Source organism: Hydrotalea sp. (assembly GCF_049968455.1).
Taxonomy (GTDB): domain Bacteria; phylum Bacteroidota; class Bacteroidia; order Chitinophagales; family Chitinophagaceae; genus Hydrotalea.
This window is the reverse complement of record NZ_JBMFQT010000008.1, coordinates 110,194-127,001: the sequence shown is the minus strand read 5'-3', so window position 1 is coordinate 127,001 and position 16,808 is coordinate 110,194. Positions and strand designations below refer to the sequence as shown.

The following is a 16,808-nucleotide window of genomic DNA, read 5'->3' as shown; positions in this document are numbered from 1 at the left end:
TAAGCTATGGAACTGACATTAAGTGTTTTATCATAGCATTTACAAAAATGTATGTATAATTTTTTGCATAACCTACATTAAAAGGGTATGCTAAAAATGCCCACTTAAAACAATAAAAGTGTAAACCAATGAAACGCATTATTAAGAAAGTTGCCGTATTGGGCAGTGGAATTATGGGCAGCCGAATTGCTTGCCATTTTGCCGGAACAGGAGTTGAAGTACTGCTGTTAGATATGCTGAGTAAAGATGCCGGTGACAACCCTAATCCGCTAGTAAGAAATAAATTGGTGAATGATGCATTGCAAACTGCATTAAAAAGCAATCCTTCACCTGTTTACACCGCCGATGTTGCCAAAAAAATTACTACAGGGAACTTCACCGATAATATGAAAGATATTGCTACTGCTGACTGGGTGATTGAGGTTGTAGTAGAACGTTTAGATGTTAAACAACAAATATTTGCCCAGGTTGAGCAGTATAGAAAGCCGGGTACGTTAATTACTTCTAACACCTCAGGTATTCCCATTCACCTAATGGCAGAAAATAGAAGCGATGATTTTAAGCAACATTTTTGCGGCACCCACTTTTTTAATCCGCCGCGGTATTTAAGATTGTTGGAAATTATACCTACCCCTTTTACTCAAAAAGAAGTGGTGGATTTTCTTTTACAATATGGCGACCTGCATTTGGGGAAAACCACCGTTTTGTGTAAAGACACACCTGCTTTTATAGCCAATAGAATTGGGGTATATAGCATTATGAGTATTTTTCACATTATGCAACAACAGGGTTTAAACATTGATGAAATTGATGCTTTAACAGGCCCTATTATCGGTCGTCCTAAATCGGCCACCTTCAGAACAGCCGATGTGGTGGGTATTGACACACTGGTAAAAGTTGCAAAAGGGGTTGCAGAAAATTGTCCGAATGATGAAGCTAATGCCATTTTCAAAATTCCTGACTGGCTTGAAAAAATGGTGCAGGAAAATAAATTAGGCGATAAAACAGGCGAAGGATTTTTTAAAAAAATAAAATCATCGTCCGGAAAAGATATTCAAGTAATTAACTTACAAACAGGCGTTTATGAAGCAAGACAAAAGCCAAAAATAGCTTCGCTGGATACCGCTAAACCAATTGAAGATTTAAAAGAAAGAATAAAATTATTACATAATGCTGCCGACAAAGCAGGAAATTTTTACAAAAGTTTTCACTATGCTTTGTTCTCTTACATCTCATTCCGCATACCGGAAATTTCCGATGAATTGTACCGCATTGACGATGCTATGAAAGCAGGTTTTGGTTGGGAAATTGGGGCTTTTGAAACTTGGGATTTATTAGGAGTTGCAAAAACCTTGCATGAAATGAAACAAGCAGGGTACAAAGTAGCTAGTTGGGTAGAAGAAATGCTGGAGGCCGGCAAAACATCATTTTATTGCTTGGAAAAAGGGAAGAAAAAATATTATGATATTTCTTCTAAGACCTATCGCTTTTTACCGGGAGAAGGTAGCTTTATTGTGTTGAGCAATTTTACTGATGGATTAATTTGGAAAAACAATGGATGTCGCTTATATGATATAGGTAATGATGTAGCAGCATTAGAATGGAGCACCAAAATGAACAGTATTGGAAGTGAAGTATTGGAAGGCATACAAAAAGGCATATCCGTTGCTGAAGAAAAATTTAAGGGTTTAATAATTGCCAATCCGGGTGCCAACTTTAGTGCCGGTGCAAATGTTGGAATGATATTTATGTTGGCAATTGAACAAGAATACGATGAATTAGACATGGCCATTCGTATGTTCCAAAACACCATGATGCGCGTTCGTTATTCGGCAGTACCCGTTGTTAGTGCACCGCATGGTTTGGCCTTAGGTGGCGGTTGCGAATTAAATTTACATGCCGATAAGGTTTGTGCTGCAGCTGAAACTTATATTGGTTTGGTGGAACTGGGTGTTGGTTTAATACCAGGTGGTGGTGGAACCAAAGAATTTGTGTTACGGGCAGCAGATGAGTTGCACAAAGATGAACCGGAACCCAATACTTTAAAAGAACGTTTTTTAACCATTGCTACTGCTAAAGTGGCAACCAGTGCTTTTGAGGCGTATCAATTGGGTATTCTTCGGAAGGATAGAGATAGCGTAATTTTAAATCCTGACAGAAGAATTGCTGCAGCAAAAAAAGCAGTAATTGATTTATTTGATGCCGGATACAATATGCCTGTTCAAAGAAAAGATATTACCGTTTTAGGCCGTTCTGCCTTAGGTGCATTATTGGTTGGCATTAATTCAATGAAACGGGCAGGCTATGCAACAGAACACGATGCCTTAGTTGCAACCAAACTGGCTTATGTAATGTGCGGTGGCGACTTAAGCGCTCCTACTCAGGTTTCAGAACAATATTTATTGGATTTAGAACGCGAAGCCTTTTTAAGTTTGTGTGGTGAAAAGAAAACCCTTGAGCGCATTCAAAGTGTTTTAAAAACAGGTAAACCAGTTCGCAACTAAAGCTTGGAATAAAATTTATAAAGTATAGTTTAGTTATACATGAAACAGGAAATTATGCAAATGGCTTTGTTGGTAAAAGATTACGACGAAGCCATTGCTTTTTATACAAAAAAATTACATTTTAAGTTAATAGAAGACATCGCTCTTTCAGATACGAAAAGATGGGTAGTGATTGCTCCACCAGGCAGTTTGGGTTGTAGATTATTATTAGCAAAAGCTGCCAACGAAGAACAATTGCATTGCGTAGGCAACCAAACAGGCGGTAGAGTGTTTTTATTTTTGCATACCGACAATATTCAACGGGATTATGAAAACTTATTGCATAACAAGGTAAATATTATTAGTGGCCCACAACAACAACCTTATGGTACGGTATTGGTGTTTGAAGATTTGTATGGTAATAAGTGGGATTTAATTGAAAGAAAGGATTAAATAAAATACGCAATATTCCCTCTTCAACACATAACAACTTACCATTATTGAAAATAGGCTATCAGATAATAGCCTATTTTACATTGCGAATTATTGGATAGAAATAATCAATCTTTTAATTTGTTAACCCTTACATTCAAGGTTTTATTGTACACCATTATTATCAACTGCTACAACAGGCGTTGCACCTAATTTTTTAATAACCTGCATTACTTTAATGGCGGTGCCTAAGTGTGAGGTGCTATCCCCATTTATAACAACGGAAGGCTTATCTGTTTCTTTGGCTAAATAAGCTTGTAACTGAGGTTCTAACTGATCAAATGGTACTAATTTTTGGCCAATGTAAATATTCTGATCTTTATCAACTGTTATTACAACTGTTTGTTTGGCTTTGGTATCGCTTTTAGCTTTTGGATTCGCTACTTTAATTACATTAGGATTGGCAAGGGTAGATACGATAAGGAAAAACAACAGCAGAATAAACAAAATGTCGTTTAATGCACCGGTATGCACTTCAGCTTGTCTTTTTCTTATACCCTGGCGAATATTCATATTAAATACTAATTATTTATAAAAATGTTCATTTTATTTGTTGCAGATGCAGTGTGCGACGCAACAGGTGATGCCCAATGTGCTGCAGCCGATAACATAAAAATTATTTGGTTGGTTCTTGCAAAATATCAATAAACTCGGCGCTGGCTACTTCCATTTTGTTGGCAGTTTTATCAATTTGTGTGCTTAAAAAATTATAGCCAACATACGCTATTAAACCAATAATCAAACCGGTAGCACTGGTAACCATTTTAGTATATATACCACCTGCAATGGTGTTTAAAGTATATTCACCAGTTGAAGCAATACCATAAAATAATTGCACCATACCTACAATAGTACCTAAGAAACCAAACATAGGAGCAATGCCTGCCACTAGGGAAAGAATGGATAAATTTCTTTCCATATTGTACATTTCTAACTTGCCCACATTTTCCATACTTTTTTCAATTGCATCAATGGGTTTACCAATACGTTGTAACCCTTTATCAATCATTTTAGCAACCGGATTGGGAGTATTTTTTGCCAAACTACGAGCAGCAGAAATATTACCCGATAAAATATTATCGCGTATAATATTCATAAAATTAGGCTCAATTTTAGAAGCTTTTCGAATAGCAATTAAGCGTTCAAAAAAGAAAAAAATGGCCAAAACCAATAAAAAATATAATGGATACATTATGAAGCCGCCTTTCTGCAACATATCCCACATTGAAATTTTTTCTTCTACCGGCGGTATACTTGCGGCGGTTTTATGTAATGAATCAACAATTGGTGTTGTTGTTACTTGCAACAAATGAAACATGCTATTATTTTTTATGATACCACTAAAATATAGGTTAAACAAACTTAACTGGGTACTTGTGTATAAAATTGTGTTGAACCTATGTTTTAGCAAAGCTTTTACACATTTCGGGTATGATTATGCATTTTTTGTTGTTGTAATGGGCACATTATTTAAGTTGTTTTGTTATTCTTCATTTGAAGCATAGCCATAATTTGTTGCATATTTTTATCCATGCCTTGTGGGCTGCCATCTAAGAAAATTACATTACCCTTCCCTGCTTCTGCAAAGTTTTTAATGGCTTCTGTCCACATGCTGAATAAAATTACATTGGTATCTAAATTAGCCTGTTTCATTTGTTCGGCTGCCTGGCTCATACCACGGGCTACTTCTTCACGAAACAAAGCAACACCCTGACCACGTAAGCGAGCAGCTTCTTTTTCAGCTTCGGCTGAAATTTTGATAGCGTTCCCTTCTGCTTCAGCGGATTTAGTTTTAGTAATGAGTAGAGCTTGGCCTTCATTTTCTGCTGCAGCTTTTAAATTATTACTGGCCACTACTTTGCTCATGCTCTCCATTACAGCTTTATCGAATGTTATATCATTAATTTGAAGGTCTTGTAAATGATAACCCCAATCTTCTAAAGAATGATCAATTTGTTCTTTTACATATTCCACAATTTCGCGCCGTAACAATAAAATTTCAGCCTGACGTTTGGTAGCTACATAAGCACGAATTGAACCCTCCACAGTTCGAATAAGTGCTTGCATTAAATCACGATCACTAATAAATTTAAATGCTACTTTTTTAATAGTTTCTTCTTCTGCATTAATAACCGAATAGAGTAACATACTTTTAAAATACACGTTGGCCTGATCTACTGTTACAGCCTGAAATTCTAATTCGACTGATCGATTTTGTATACTTACAATTTTATAAATCTGTTCTAAGAAAGGAATTTTAAAATTTAGGCCGGGACGCAATATCCTGCGGTACTTACCAAACATTGTAATTACCGCAATATTTGCCTGTTGTACAGTTACCAAACCGAAAAATAAAATAATAATAATGATGATGAGCCACCAAAGTGAAACCAAGATTTCCATAATGTAATTTTTTTTGAAGATAATATAATATTTGGAAATGTATGTATGAGTGGAATGGATTTAAAAGAAAATAAATGTAATTGCCAGCAACATAATATTCATTGAGAAATATAATGATAATGGTTAAATGGCACATGACACTCGTCATATTAAAAAAGGCTTATAATTTAAAAACCTAACATTGGTCATAAAAAAGCAAAGAGCAACAAATGAAACTTTGTATACATAAAACATCACACTATGAAACAAGTTACAAAAAAAAGAATAGAACAAACCTCTTTATTAGCAGGTTTTCTCTTTTTAGCCTTAATTACATTTCCGGCATTATTACAAGCGCAAACCAATAATTGGAATGCTCCTGCCTCTGCCAATCAGTTAAAAAACCCTTTGGCAGGAAATACCACTGTTTTAAAAGAAGCGAAAAAATTATACACTACCAACTGTGGCCCCTGCCATGGCAATAATGGTAAAGGCGATGGAATTGCAGCAGCTGCCCTAAATCCCAAACCTGCCGATCATACTTCAGCAGCAGTACAAAAAGAATCCGATGGAGCGCTTTATTGGAAAATGACTGAAGGTCATACTCCAATGCCTTCATATAAACAAGCCTTAACTGATACACAAAGGTGGATGTTAGTGAATTATATCCGCTCATTAGCAAAAAGGAAATAGAATAAGTAAATGATTTTATGCTAACCTTAAAACAACATAATTATGAAACAACATATTGCATTAAAGCGGTCAAGATGGTTACTTGCTTTAATTGTATTAACTACTTCGCAACTTTATAGCCAAACTTCCGGTAGCTTAGATTCTTCTATTTTAGATAGGTTGAATACACTAGAACAACAAGTAAATTACAAAAAGCCAGGGAATGACCATTTTATGATGGTAGGTTTAACTACTTTTGGTTTTGCTGCCAGTAAAAACACTAATACTTTGAATGGTGTTGGAAGTACCAGTAAAAACAATAGTTTCCCGGATGCCGACAATTTTGAGTTTAGCCCTATGTTTTTATGGCGCCATGGAACAAAGTTTTTAATGGAATTTGAACCGTCTTTCAACAACAATGGCTTAAGTGTAAACTGGGCTGACGTGTCTTATTTTGCTGCACCCAATTTAATTATTAGAGCAGGTTACTTGGTTTTACCATTCGGTACTTATGCAAAAAGGGAAGCTGCAGGATGGATAGATAAACTTGCAACAGACCCTATGGGAATTGCCGACATGACGCCTACAGATTATGGTGTTGAGGTAGAAGGTGGTTTACCACTTGGAAGTATGAAACTGAATTACGATGTAGCGCTAAGCAATGGCAACCAACTATTAGGTGATGGCACATTAGCCAGTGGAAATATTGTAGATAACAACAACAATAAAACAGTTACTGCCAGAATTGGTTGGTTACCCTTTTCAAACTCTTCATTAGAACTTGGCGTATCTGGGATGTTTGGAAAAGTTGGTGATATGGGTTCACCTTATGCAAATGCGGTTGGTAATATGTATGCTTTTGATTTAAATTATGTAAAAACATTTAGCCCTGTTTTATTAAACATAAAAGCACAGTATAATATTCAAAACATTACTAATGAAAATTTCATAAACCCTAATGATAGTACTCAAAGCTATACTTTTAACAACCACACTACTGCAGGTTTTGTTCAATGCTCAGTAAGGCCAACAGAAGCAAATAATTTTCTGAAGAATTTTGAATTGGCCGGTAGATATACAAGTTATAACTTACCAGGAAATTCAACTTTTGGTACAAACCAACATACAGTAACAGTGGGGTTAGATTATTGGTTAAGTTGGAGAACTGTATTAAAAGCTACTTATGAAACCTATACTGGCAAAAGCACAGCCAGCAAAGTATTAGGTAGTTATAATGGTTTAACTAATACCAATACATTTTATTTGCAATTCTCTATACAACTTTAAAAACAAAAGCAATGAAACAGTTTTTATCAATAAAAAAAATTACGATAGCCCTTGTAGCAGTTTTTTCAATTGTTGCGGTGTTATCCATAAATGGTTGTGCACCAACAAAAGCCGTTGCAGCAAAATCGGGTGCACAATTATGGGCTGAAAATTGTCAGCGATGCCATAATACACCATCACCCGCATCTTATTCAGCGGAACAATGGGAAACCATTGGAATGCATATGCAAACCAGAGCATTAATAACAGAAGCAGAACGAAAAAAAATAGTAGATTTTTTAAAAAGCAGCCGTTAAGCACATAAATTTAAAAAGCCGGAGCATTATTTAAAATAATGCTCCGGCTTTTTTTATATTATTTTATAACATTACAAATTAGATTGAATAGCCGCCTCAAAATCACTTTGTGCTACAATACCATTTTTTCTAAATACTTCTTTGCCATTTTTATACAAAATAAAAACAGGTATCGCAGGCAAATTCATTTGTTTCATAATTTCAGCTTGTTGGCCTGCATCAATTCGAATAATATTTAATTTTGATCCATATTTTTCTTTCAAAGCATCTAATATGGGTTGCATTTTTCTACAAGGAGGGCACCAATCAGCTCCAAAATCTACTAACACAACGGAACCACCCTGTTGTACCATTGCTTCATATTGTTGCATAGTTATTTGTGCTTCTTTTGATTCACCCACTAAAGGTTTCCCGGCTTGGTTCCATGCTTGAATGCCACCTGCTAAGTGATATACATGCGCATATCCATGATTTCTAAGCCAATCTGCTGCAGCAGCGCTTCGCACACCGGATAAACAATAAACATAAACAGGTTTGTCTTTATCAATACTTTTAACTCTTTCCTGAAACTGAGTAGGTATTAACCAATCTGCCTGCAATGCATGTTCAATATGCCCATTGGCAAATTCACCAGTTGTTCTTACATCTAAAATTTGAACACCGGGTTGTTGAATTTGTTGCTGAAAAGCATCTGTACTTAATGCTTCATTACTTTTGTTTTGAGCTTGACAACTCATGAAAATACCCACAAATAAGGAAAAAATAAGCAGCTTATAAGTTTTCATATTTCTAATTTAAAGTTTTTTCTTCCCAAATTTCACAAAGATGTACCAATGTTTCTACTCCTAATTGCAAATCTTTTACACCTACCCATTCTTTTTTGCTGTGTATTGCCTGCATACCGGTATATAAATTGGGGCAAGGCAAGCCCATAAAACTTAAGCGACTACCATCAGTGCCACCACGTATAGGTTCTTTTCTTACAACAAGTCCGGTACGTTGGTATGCTTCTTCTGCATATTCAACCACTTTGGGATGATGTTGCAATACTTCATACATATTGCGATACTGTTCCTTCACTTCCATTTCAAAACTGGCTCCGGCATGGCAACCCACAACAGTTTCAGCAAAATGTTTTAAACGGTCTTCATATTTTGCCAAATTGGCTGTTTCAAAATCTCGAATAATGAAATCGATAGTAGCTTTTTCTGCTACCCCTTCCATTCGAACAGGATGAACATACCCTTGCTTTTTTTCGGTAGTTTCGGGACTCCATTCTGCTTTTGGTAAAATAGACAATAACTCACCGGCAATTTTTAATGCATTCACTAATTTATTTTTTGCATAGCCCGGATGCGCACTTACTCCATTAATAGTAATGGTTGCAGCATCTGCACTAAATGTTTCTACTTCTAAATGCCCTGCCTCTCCTCCATCTAAAGTATAACCATATTGCGCCCCTAAATATTCAAGATTAACATGTTCAGTACCACGTCCAACTTCTTCATCAGGTGTGAATAAAAGTTTAATGGTTCCATGTTTGTGTTCGGGATGTTGCATAATGTATTGTGCAAATTCCATAATGATAGCAACACCGGCCTTATCATCGGCCCCTAACAATGTAGTTCCTGATGCAGTAATAATATCACTTCCAATATGTTCTTTTAAGTAGGGGTATTGTTCAATAGTTAATACCTGTGAGTTGTCATCGGGTAACACAATGGGATTACCGTTATAACTTTTGTGTAATATGGGCTTTACATTTGTACCACTGCAATCAGCACTGGTATCAATATGAGCACAGTAACAAATTACGGGTACTTGTTTATTTGTATTGGAAGGAATTGTGGCATACACATAACCAAACTCATCCATTTTAGCATCAGTAATCCCCATCTGTTGCAATTCAGACACCAATAGTTTTGCTAAATCTTTTTGTTTTTCAGTTGAAGGGAAACTATTACTTGCGTGATTACTTTCGGTATCAATTTGAACATAACGCATAAATCTTTCGGCAACGGTGTAATGATAATTCTTTAACATATCCAATCAATTTTATAGCAATTTACATATTTATAATGCAGTATACCTAATTGCAGCAAAAGGCTTTAAAACATTAACGCTTTTATAAAACAAACAGCCTCCTGATAAGTTGCAGGAGGCTGTTATATAAAATTATTACCGTTATTTATGGCATGATAATTAAAGGGCTGCCACCTGAAATTTCTACTAATTCTAAATCAAAAATCAGGTCTTTACCAGCTAAAGGATGATTAGCATCTAAAACTACTACTTCATCTTTAAGCTCTACAATTACTACAGGAAAATTTTGTCCCTGACCATTGCTCATATTTAATTGCATTCCTACCTCGGGGGTTAAATCGGCAGGAAAACGGTTTTTAGGAAACTCCATAATCATTTCCTGTTGCACAGGGCCATAAGCTTCACTTGCAGGAATATGAATAGTTTTCTTTTCACCAATCTGCATTCCGGTTACACCTTCATCAAAGCCGGCAATAACCATTCCACTACCTACTTCAAATTCAAGTGGTTCACGACCTTGAGATGAATCGAATGTAGTACCATCTTCTAATCTTCCATGATAGTGAACTTTAACGGTGTCACCTTTTTTTACTTGTTGCATTGCTTTCTAAATTTTTTAATGGTTTAAGAAATTAGCATTTGATTGATATAGCCAATTGTTTTGTGTTGAAAGATACATACAACCTAAAAAAAAGGCATTGAACACTAACTTCAGGCGCAAATTACGGCTAAGCAACAGAACAGACAATTAATTTTCGTTAACTTTCCTCCAATATATTATCATTCAATAACTTATAAAAAATTCAATGATTACGAAATTTTGTATTTATATGCCAACGTTTGCTTCAAAAAAACTTGCTTTTTCATTTTGGACATTGTATAGAAACTCAATGCTCATTGTTGGAATGACGCTTCTGTGCATTGGCGGAATTAGCCAACCCAAAAATGACATATTGCCCGGGGCTTATCAAACTCAAAACTATTTTAAATGGTTGAAATATAAACGTGTAGCATTGTTTGCTAATCATACTGCCACAATTGAGCATAAACATTTAATTGATACACTCATAAATGCCGGTTTTCATGTTGTAAAAGCATTTGGACCGGAACACGGTTTTAGAGGCACTGCTGATGATGGCAAAGTTATTAATGATGCTATTGACCCTATTACTGGCATCCCAATTATATCTTTATATGGCAACAAAAGAAAACCGACGCCCGAAGATTTGCAAGATGTGGATGTGATTTTAATTGATATACAAGATGTAGGTACCCGATTTTATACTTTCATTTCATCGGTGCAGGAAATATTAGAAGCCGCATTTGAAAATAACAAATCAGTAATTTTATTAGACCGCCCAAACCCTAATGGCTTTTATGTAGATGGCCCTGTATTGGATACTACTTATAGAAGTTTTGTAGGTATGCAACCCATTCCCATTGTTTATGGAATGACCATTGGAGAATATGCGAATATGTTAATCGGAGAACATTGGCTTTCAAAAACGGCAGACCGTAATTTTTATGAACATTATGCACAGCATGAGTTTTCAAAATATTTGCCTTCATTTTTAATTGTACTTTGTAAAAATTATGACCATACCAGCAAATACCAATTACCGATTCCGCCGTCGCCCAATTTGCCGGATATGGCCAGTGTTTATTGGTATGCCGGCAATTGTTTGTTTGAAGGAACTGTATTGAGTGAAGGTAGAGGTACGCCGCATCCATTTTGTTACATTGGGCATCCCAGTTTACCCGATACCCTATTTTCCTTTATTCCTAAACCCGGCCCCGGAGCGGCCAATCCTAAATTAAATGGTCAAACCTGCTTTGGTTGGAATTTATTTGCACCTGAACAAGATGTTCTAGCTTCTATCAACAATCAATTACCCATTCAATACCTACTAAAAGCCTACCAATTATTTCCCGATAAAGCACACTTTTTTATTTTGCCCAAGAATGGAGATAAAAAAATGAGTGGATTTAACCGATTAGCAGGCTCTGATGAATTAATGAACCAAATAGAGGCTGGTCTAAGTGAACAAAGCATTAGATTGAGCTGGCAACCTAAATTGCAAGCTTTTAAAAAAATTAGAAAAAAATATTTATTGTATAAAGATTTTTAGTGGAGCGGAAAACGGGACTCGAACCCGCCACCTTCAGTTTGGGAAACTGATGCTCTACCGGATGAGCTATTTCCGCTTATGATGGCAATTTACAAAACATTTGCATGTACTACATTTGCAGCATGCAAATTTCCGACATTAGAATTATTTTCATGGGCACACCCGATTTTGCTGTAGCATCATTGGACGCCTTAATACAAGCAGGTTGTAATATAGTTGCCGTTGTAACAGCCCCCGATAAACAAGCAGGACGTGGGATGCAATTACAACAAAGTGCTGTAAAGCAATATGCTTTTTCAAAGCAGATACCTGTTTTACAACCTGAAAAATTAAAGAATGAAACCTTTATTGCTACTTTAAAAGCTTTACAACCACATTTGCAAATTGTAGTTGCATTTAGAATGTTACCTGAAATAGTGTGGAGCCTTCCACCTATGGGTACAATAAATTTACACGGCTCATTACTACCACAGTACCGTGGTGCAGCACCCATCAATTGGGCTATTATTAATGGAGAAACTACCACTGGAGTTACTACATTCAAATTGCAACATGCTATAGACACTGGAAATATTTTATTGCAAGAACCAATACCGATTTTACCAAACGAGAATGCAGGACAATTACACGATAAAATGAAAGTGATTGGAGCAGCATTATTGGTAAAAACTATTCAACAATTAGCGTTTGGGACATTAAAAGAAATTCCTCAATCTGAATTAACTAAATCGGCAGCACAAAGCATAAAACATGCGCCAAAAATTTTTACAGAAACCTGTTTAATTAATTGGGAACAACCTGCTGAAAATATTTATAATTTAATTAGAGGCCTATCACCCTACCCCGGTGCTTTTACTTATTTAGATGGCAAGAAATTAAAAATTTACCAAGCTACAATTGATAACGCATCCCCAAAAAATATTCCACCCGGCACTTTTGTAACAGATGGTAAAAGCGAATTAAAAATTGCAGCACTTAACGGATGGTTACATATTGCCGACTTACAATTAGAAGGCAAAAAAAGAATGAATGTTGCTAGTTTTTTGCGAGGTTATCGACATTTATTACCATAGCCATTAATATTGAACTGTAACGGGAAAAGTTTTATCTGCCATGCCTAATACAGAGGCAGCAGCATTACTCAACCGCAATAACAAACCATTATCTTCTTTAATGTTGGGTAATGCACCCAACACTTTTGCATACACTACTTTTTGGTTGCTTTCAATTTTAACAATTGTTCCCTCGGGAATATTATTAATCAATACATAATATTTCTTATCCATCCATCCACTGGCAGTTTTAAAAACAGAAGCGTTACCCACAATTGATTGCCCGGATTGTTTGTAATATTCTGTAAAAAAGCCTGTAACAGGAACATCATCAGCACTCACACTAGTATTGCTTACATTAGTTACCTCTTTTTGCGAAGTAGTAGAAGCAGCAGAGTTTATAGCATTGTTTGATACATTTTGCGTTGAAGGATTTGATACTTTATTCGTATTATCAGAAGTTGCAACCTGTGTTGGTGTTGGTTTTGTTTGTGCAGGCAAAGCACTTGCGTTATTTACGGTATTGACAGGTTCATTTGTAATGCTTAAAGTATTAGTGGCAATAGGTGTTGTAGTACTTGCTCCAATACTTAACTGTTGTCCTGTATGAATATTGGTAGAGGTTAAATGATTCCATTCTTGTATTTGTGCAACAGTTACTTTATATTTTCTACTTATTGCATACAACGTTTCTTTAGGCCCTACAACATGCATAATAGGTTGAGTATTATTTTGAGGCTGTAAATTTTGTGTTGCTTGTGGAGCAGTAATTTTATTGGCAGTATTAGCAGCAGTTACTTTATCGCCTTTAACGGGTATTTTTACTTTTTCTCCAATGCGTAAAACGCTTTTACTGTTCATGCCATTCAATCGCATAATATCCCCAACTGTTGTATGGTATTGATGCGCTAAACCTGATAAGGTTTCCCCATGTTTTATTACATGCACAATTGTGCTACCTGTTTGTGCCTTTAATGAAACAAACAGTAACATACTAAAAGAAAAAATGCTTGCTTTAAAAACAGATGTAACAGTCATACCCATTTATTTTTTCAACTTGTTGGTAAAATTAATCTTTTAAAATTCTCCATTCAGATGGATAATAGTTATTGACCCGATTGGGTAAAACTTTTACCCATCCCAATCTTAATCCACAATAGCTTACCACATTCCAACCCATTTTTCCATTTAATTCTATTGGTTGTTTACGCAAATATGTTAAAGCTTCATTTAAATTTAGTTCAATTTGGTTTACAGATGGTAATTGTAGCAAACTTAACGCCAATTCGTGCGAAGGAATAAAATCTTTTCCTTTTAAGCTACCCAAATTAATACCCGCTTTTTTTATATACAAATGTTTTGATACCCTTAATAGTGTCTGCCAGTACACTTTCGAAATAATTTTAAAGGAATCTTCTTGCAAAAAAAACTGATAAGAATCCGGTATTTGAAACATTGCTACTAAAGGATCTGTTTGTTTTGCCGACGGAGTAGCAATAGTTGCTTCAGACCAATTTTGGAAAACACTTTCAGTAGTATTAGGGTTTTTAAATGCGGCTACAAAGAATCCCTCACCTTTTACTTTATCCGGGAAAAAACGATATCCCCAGGCAGATTTCAGTGAAGATTGTACTTCAACAATACCCCACTCAGGTTGAATTTGCACTCGAACGCTTTCCAACCCATATTCATTACACAAATAGTCTGTTATGTTTTCGTCTTCCTCTAACGAATAGGAACAAGTGCTGTAAATAAACAATCCACCCGGTTTTAAACATCCAACAATTTCCTTACTTATTTTTTGTTGGCGGATACAACATGCCGCAACATTTTCAACACTCCACTCTTCAACAGCATTTTTGTCCTTTCTAAAAAGTCCGCTACCACTACATGGCGCATCTAATAATATTACATCAAAAAACTGTGATAGTCTTTCAAAATGGCGAGGTTCATTGTTGGTAACAATTATGTTATCAGCTCCCCACTTCACTATATTTTCACTTAATATAGCTGCACGTGATTTTATAATTTCGTTGGCAACAACTATTCCATGTTTAAAATATCCAGATAGTAATGTTGTTTTTCCACCGGGAGCAGCACTAATATCTAATACAGTTTCAGTTGTAGGCTTTGGAATAATTTGATTCAGTATTGTTTCAATAAACATGCTACTGGCTTCTTGTACATAATAAGCACCGGCATGCAATAATGGATCGAGCGTAAATGATGGCCGATTAGTTAAATACCATGCATCATTAGCCCAAGGTATGGAAGCTTTTAATAATGTAGCAAATGGAATTCCCTTTAAATATTGTTTTTTATAAGGATTAAACCGAATAGAGGTTATACCCTGGGTTTGTTGATGTGCAGCTAGAAAGGCCTCTGCATCAAAACCCGGCACCCCTTTTAATGAATGAATGAATGCGGTAGGTAACACTTGGCGAAGATAAGCGGCAATAAGCTATAAAAGGAAAGGGATTTAGTTTTTTAACTAAATCACCATATCCTAAAAAAGTTTAAAGCGATTTGATTTCATTAATCAAATCTTGCAAAACTTTTTTCCCATCACCAAATAACATGGAAGTTTTGGGTTGATAAAACAGGTCGTTCTCTATACCTGCGTAGCCTGGTTTCATGCTTCGCTTATTTACAATTACTGTTTTGGCCTGTTCAACATCCAAAATAGGCATACCATAAATGGGTGATGATGGATTATTTTTTGCAGCAGGATTCACCACATCATTAGCACCTAATACCAAAACTACATCGGTTGATTTTAAAGCATCATTGGCTTGTTCTAATTCAAGCAATTTATCATAACTAACATCGGCTTCAGCTAATAATACATTCATATGCCCCGGCATACGACCGGCAACGGGGTGAATGGCATAGCCAACTTCAACACCTTTTTCTTCCAACAATTTTTCTAACTCATGGCAGGTATGTTGGGCTTGAGCAACCGCAAGACCATACCCGGGCACAATCATTACCTTACTAGCATAACGCATTACCATTGCCGCATCACTTATACTAATTTCTTTATAACTTCCTCCAGTAGTTCCTGTATTACCACCACCGGTGGTTTCTTTAGCACCAAATGACCCGATTAACACATTGGTTAAACTACGGTTCATTGCCTTACACATTAAAATAGTTAACAAAGTTCCTGCAGCCCCAACTAAAATACCACCTGTAAGCATGGCTTTATTGTTGTAAAGAAAGCCACCGCAAGCTGCGGCAACACCGGTAAATGAATTTAGTAAGGAAATAACAACTGGCATATCAGCACCACCTATGGGCAATACAAATAGCACTCCGTAAATTAATGCTAATACAACCGTAGCAATGAAAAAATAATCTGCATAAGTATTTACAGCAAAGAAGGTAATAATGGCTAAAATAATTACCCCTGCAAATATTAATAAGTTAATAGTATGCTGGGCTTTAAAAATTACATCTTTAAAACTACCATTTAGTTTACCCCAAGCTATCATACTTCCGGCAAAAGAAACACTTCCAATAATGGATCCGGCTACAATAGCTAAATAATGACCAGGTGCAACTCCTTCAGAAAAATGAGCAAAATTCATTTTTTCTGCCGCTCTAAAAACATAATCAAATTCAATTACTGAAATCAATGCAGCACAAGCTCCACCCATGCCATTAAAAAAGCTTACCATTTCTGGCATTGCCGTCATCTTTACTTTTTTAGCAGCCACTACTCCAATAATAGCGCCGATAATTAAAGCAGCAAAAATCCATGGATAATTATGAAGGGGTAGCCCCTCTTCATCTTTGTACAAAAAAATAGTTCCAATAATTGCAACAAACATTCCTGCAGCAGCTACTAAATTACCACGACGCGCAGTAGCAGGACTAGATAACATTTTTAAACCAATAATAAAAGTAACGGCAGCAACTATATAACAAATGGTTAAAATATCAAACTTCATAACGAAGGCTTTAGTAAAT

General features: G+C 35.9%; 16 protein-coding genes and 1 tRNA gene. 7 read left to right on the top strand and 10 right to left on the bottom strand.

Annotated features, from left to right (window positions below):
• Positions 1-128 precede the first annotated feature (128 nt).
• Both ACP5P5_RS07745 and ACP5P5_RS07740 read left to right on the top strand, forming a co-directional pair.
• On the top strand, positions 129-2,504 hold the full coding sequence (locus tag ACP5P5_RS07745) for a 3-hydroxyacyl-CoA dehydrogenase NAD-binding domain-containing protein (protein WP_428285533.1): 2,376 nt from the start codon (positions 129-131) through the stop codon (positions 2,502-2,504).
• A 39-nt stretch (positions 2,505-2,543) separates the two neighbouring features.
• Positions 2,544-2,936, top strand: coding sequence for a VOC family protein (locus tag ACP5P5_RS07740; RefSeq protein WP_428285532.1), 393 nt, complete (start codon positions 2,544-2,546; stop codon positions 2,934-2,936).
• A gap of 144 nt (positions 2,937-3,080) precedes the next feature.
• On the opposite strand, the gene ACP5P5_RS07735 is transcribed toward ACP5P5_RS07740, so the two are convergent.
• The 3 genes from ACP5P5_RS07735 to ACP5P5_RS07725 form a co-directional block, all read right to left on the bottom strand.
• A complete protein-coding gene (locus ACP5P5_RS07735) occupies positions 3,081-3,488 on the bottom strand; it encodes an ExbD/TolR family protein (protein ID WP_428285531.1) in 408 nt (135 codons plus the stop codon).
• 103 nt (positions 3,489-3,591) lie between these two features.
• Positions 3,592-4,293, bottom strand: a complete 702-nt coding sequence (locus ACP5P5_RS07730; RefSeq protein WP_428285530.1) for a MotA/TolQ/ExbB proton channel family protein — start codon at positions 4,291-4,293, stop codon at positions 3,592-3,594.
• A gap of 152 nt (positions 4,294-4,445) precedes the next feature.
• Positions 4,446-5,378: an SPFH domain-containing protein gene (locus ACP5P5_RS07725; RefSeq protein WP_428285529.1), complete on the bottom strand. Its 933-nt coding sequence runs from the start codon at positions 5,376-5,378 to the stop codon at positions 4,446-4,448.
• 240 nt (positions 5,379-5,618) lie between these two features.
• Here ACP5P5_RS07725 and ACP5P5_RS07720 point away from each other — a divergent pair, with 240 nt between their 5' ends.
• The 3 genes from ACP5P5_RS07720 to ACP5P5_RS07710 are packed head-to-tail and all read left to right on the top strand — an operon-like array spanning position 5,619 to position 7,612.
• Positions 5,619-6,050 carry a c-type cytochrome gene (locus tag ACP5P5_RS07720; RefSeq protein ID WP_428285528.1) on the top strand — a complete coding sequence of 144 codons (432 nt, stop codon included), beginning with the start codon at positions 5,619-5,621 and terminating at the stop codon, positions 6,048-6,050.
• A 42-nt stretch (positions 6,051-6,092) separates the two neighbouring features.
• Positions 6,093-7,316, top strand: a complete 1,224-nt coding sequence (locus ACP5P5_RS07715; RefSeq protein WP_428285527.1) for a hypothetical protein — start codon at positions 6,093-6,095, stop codon at positions 7,314-7,316.
• Positions 7,317-7,327: 11 nt separating this feature from the next.
• A complete protein-coding gene (locus ACP5P5_RS07710; RefSeq protein WP_428285526.1) occupies positions 7,328-7,612 on the top strand; it encodes a c-type cytochrome in 285 nt (94 codons plus the stop codon).
• Between the two features lie 71 nt (positions 7,613-7,683).
• Here the strand turns inward: ACP5P5_RS07710 and ACP5P5_RS07705 are convergent, their stop codons facing one another.
• The 3 genes from ACP5P5_RS07705 to ACP5P5_RS07695 form a co-directional block, all read right to left on the bottom strand.
• Complete coding sequence (locus tag ACP5P5_RS07705; RefSeq protein ID WP_428285525.1) at positions 7,684-8,397, bottom strand: thioredoxin domain-containing protein; 714 nt, start codon at positions 8,395-8,397, stop codon at positions 7,684-7,686.
• Positions 8,398-8,401: 4 nt separating this feature from the next.
• A complete protein-coding gene (pepT, locus tag ACP5P5_RS07700) occupies positions 8,402-9,655 on the bottom strand; it encodes a peptidase T (protein WP_428285524.1) in 1,254 nt (417 codons plus the stop codon).
• A gap of 145 nt (positions 9,656-9,800) precedes the next feature.
• Positions 9,801-10,256: an FKBP-type peptidyl-prolyl cis-trans isomerase gene (locus ACP5P5_RS07695; protein ID WP_428285523.1), complete on the bottom strand. Its 456-nt coding sequence runs from the start codon at positions 10,254-10,256 to the stop codon at positions 9,801-9,803.
• A gap of 229 nt (positions 10,257-10,485) precedes the next feature.
• Between ACP5P5_RS07695 and ACP5P5_RS07690 the strand changes: the two genes are divergently transcribed.
• The gene (locus ACP5P5_RS07690; protein ID WP_428285522.1) at positions 10,486-11,784 is read left to right on the top strand and encodes an exo-beta-N-acetylmuramidase NamZ family protein; all 1,299 of its coding nucleotides are present in this window, start codon (positions 10,486-10,488) and stop codon (positions 11,782-11,784) included.
• Here the strand turns inward: ACP5P5_RS07690 and ACP5P5_RS07685 are convergent.
• Positions 11,785-11,860: transfer RNA gene (locus tag ACP5P5_RS07685), tRNA-Gly, on the bottom strand.
• A 46-nt stretch (positions 11,861-11,906) separates the two neighbouring features.
• Between ACP5P5_RS07685 and fmt the strand changes: the two genes are divergently transcribed.
• A complete protein-coding gene (gene fmt / locus ACP5P5_RS07680) occupies positions 11,907-12,857 on the top strand; it encodes a methionyl-tRNA formyltransferase (protein WP_428285521.1) in 951 nt (316 codons plus the stop codon).
• A gap of 3 nt (positions 12,858-12,860) precedes the next feature.
• Here fmt and ACP5P5_RS07675 read toward each other — a convergent pair whose 3' ends face one another.
• From ACP5P5_RS07675 to ACP5P5_RS07665, 3 genes are all read right to left on the bottom strand, one after another.
• The gene (locus ACP5P5_RS07675; RefSeq protein WP_428285520.1) at positions 12,861-13,874 is read right to left on the bottom strand and encodes a LysM peptidoglycan-binding domain-containing protein; all 1,014 of its coding nucleotides are present in this window, start codon (positions 13,872-13,874) and stop codon (positions 12,861-12,863) included.
• A 31-nt stretch (positions 13,875-13,905) separates the two neighbouring features.
• Positions 13,906-15,273 (bottom strand): methyltransferase RsmF C-terminal domain-like protein, encoded by a 1,368-nt coding sequence (locus ACP5P5_RS07670; RefSeq protein WP_428285519.1) that lies wholly within the window; start codon positions 15,271-15,273, stop codon positions 13,906-13,908.
• 79 nt (positions 15,274-15,352) lie between these two features.
• Positions 15,353-16,789 carry an NAD(P)(+) transhydrogenase (Re/Si-specific) subunit beta gene (locus tag ACP5P5_RS07665; RefSeq protein ID WP_428285518.1) on the bottom strand — a complete coding sequence of 479 codons (1,437 nt, stop codon included), beginning with the start codon at positions 16,787-16,789 and terminating at the stop codon, positions 15,353-15,355.
• Between the last annotated feature and the right edge of the window lie 19 nt (positions 16,790-16,808).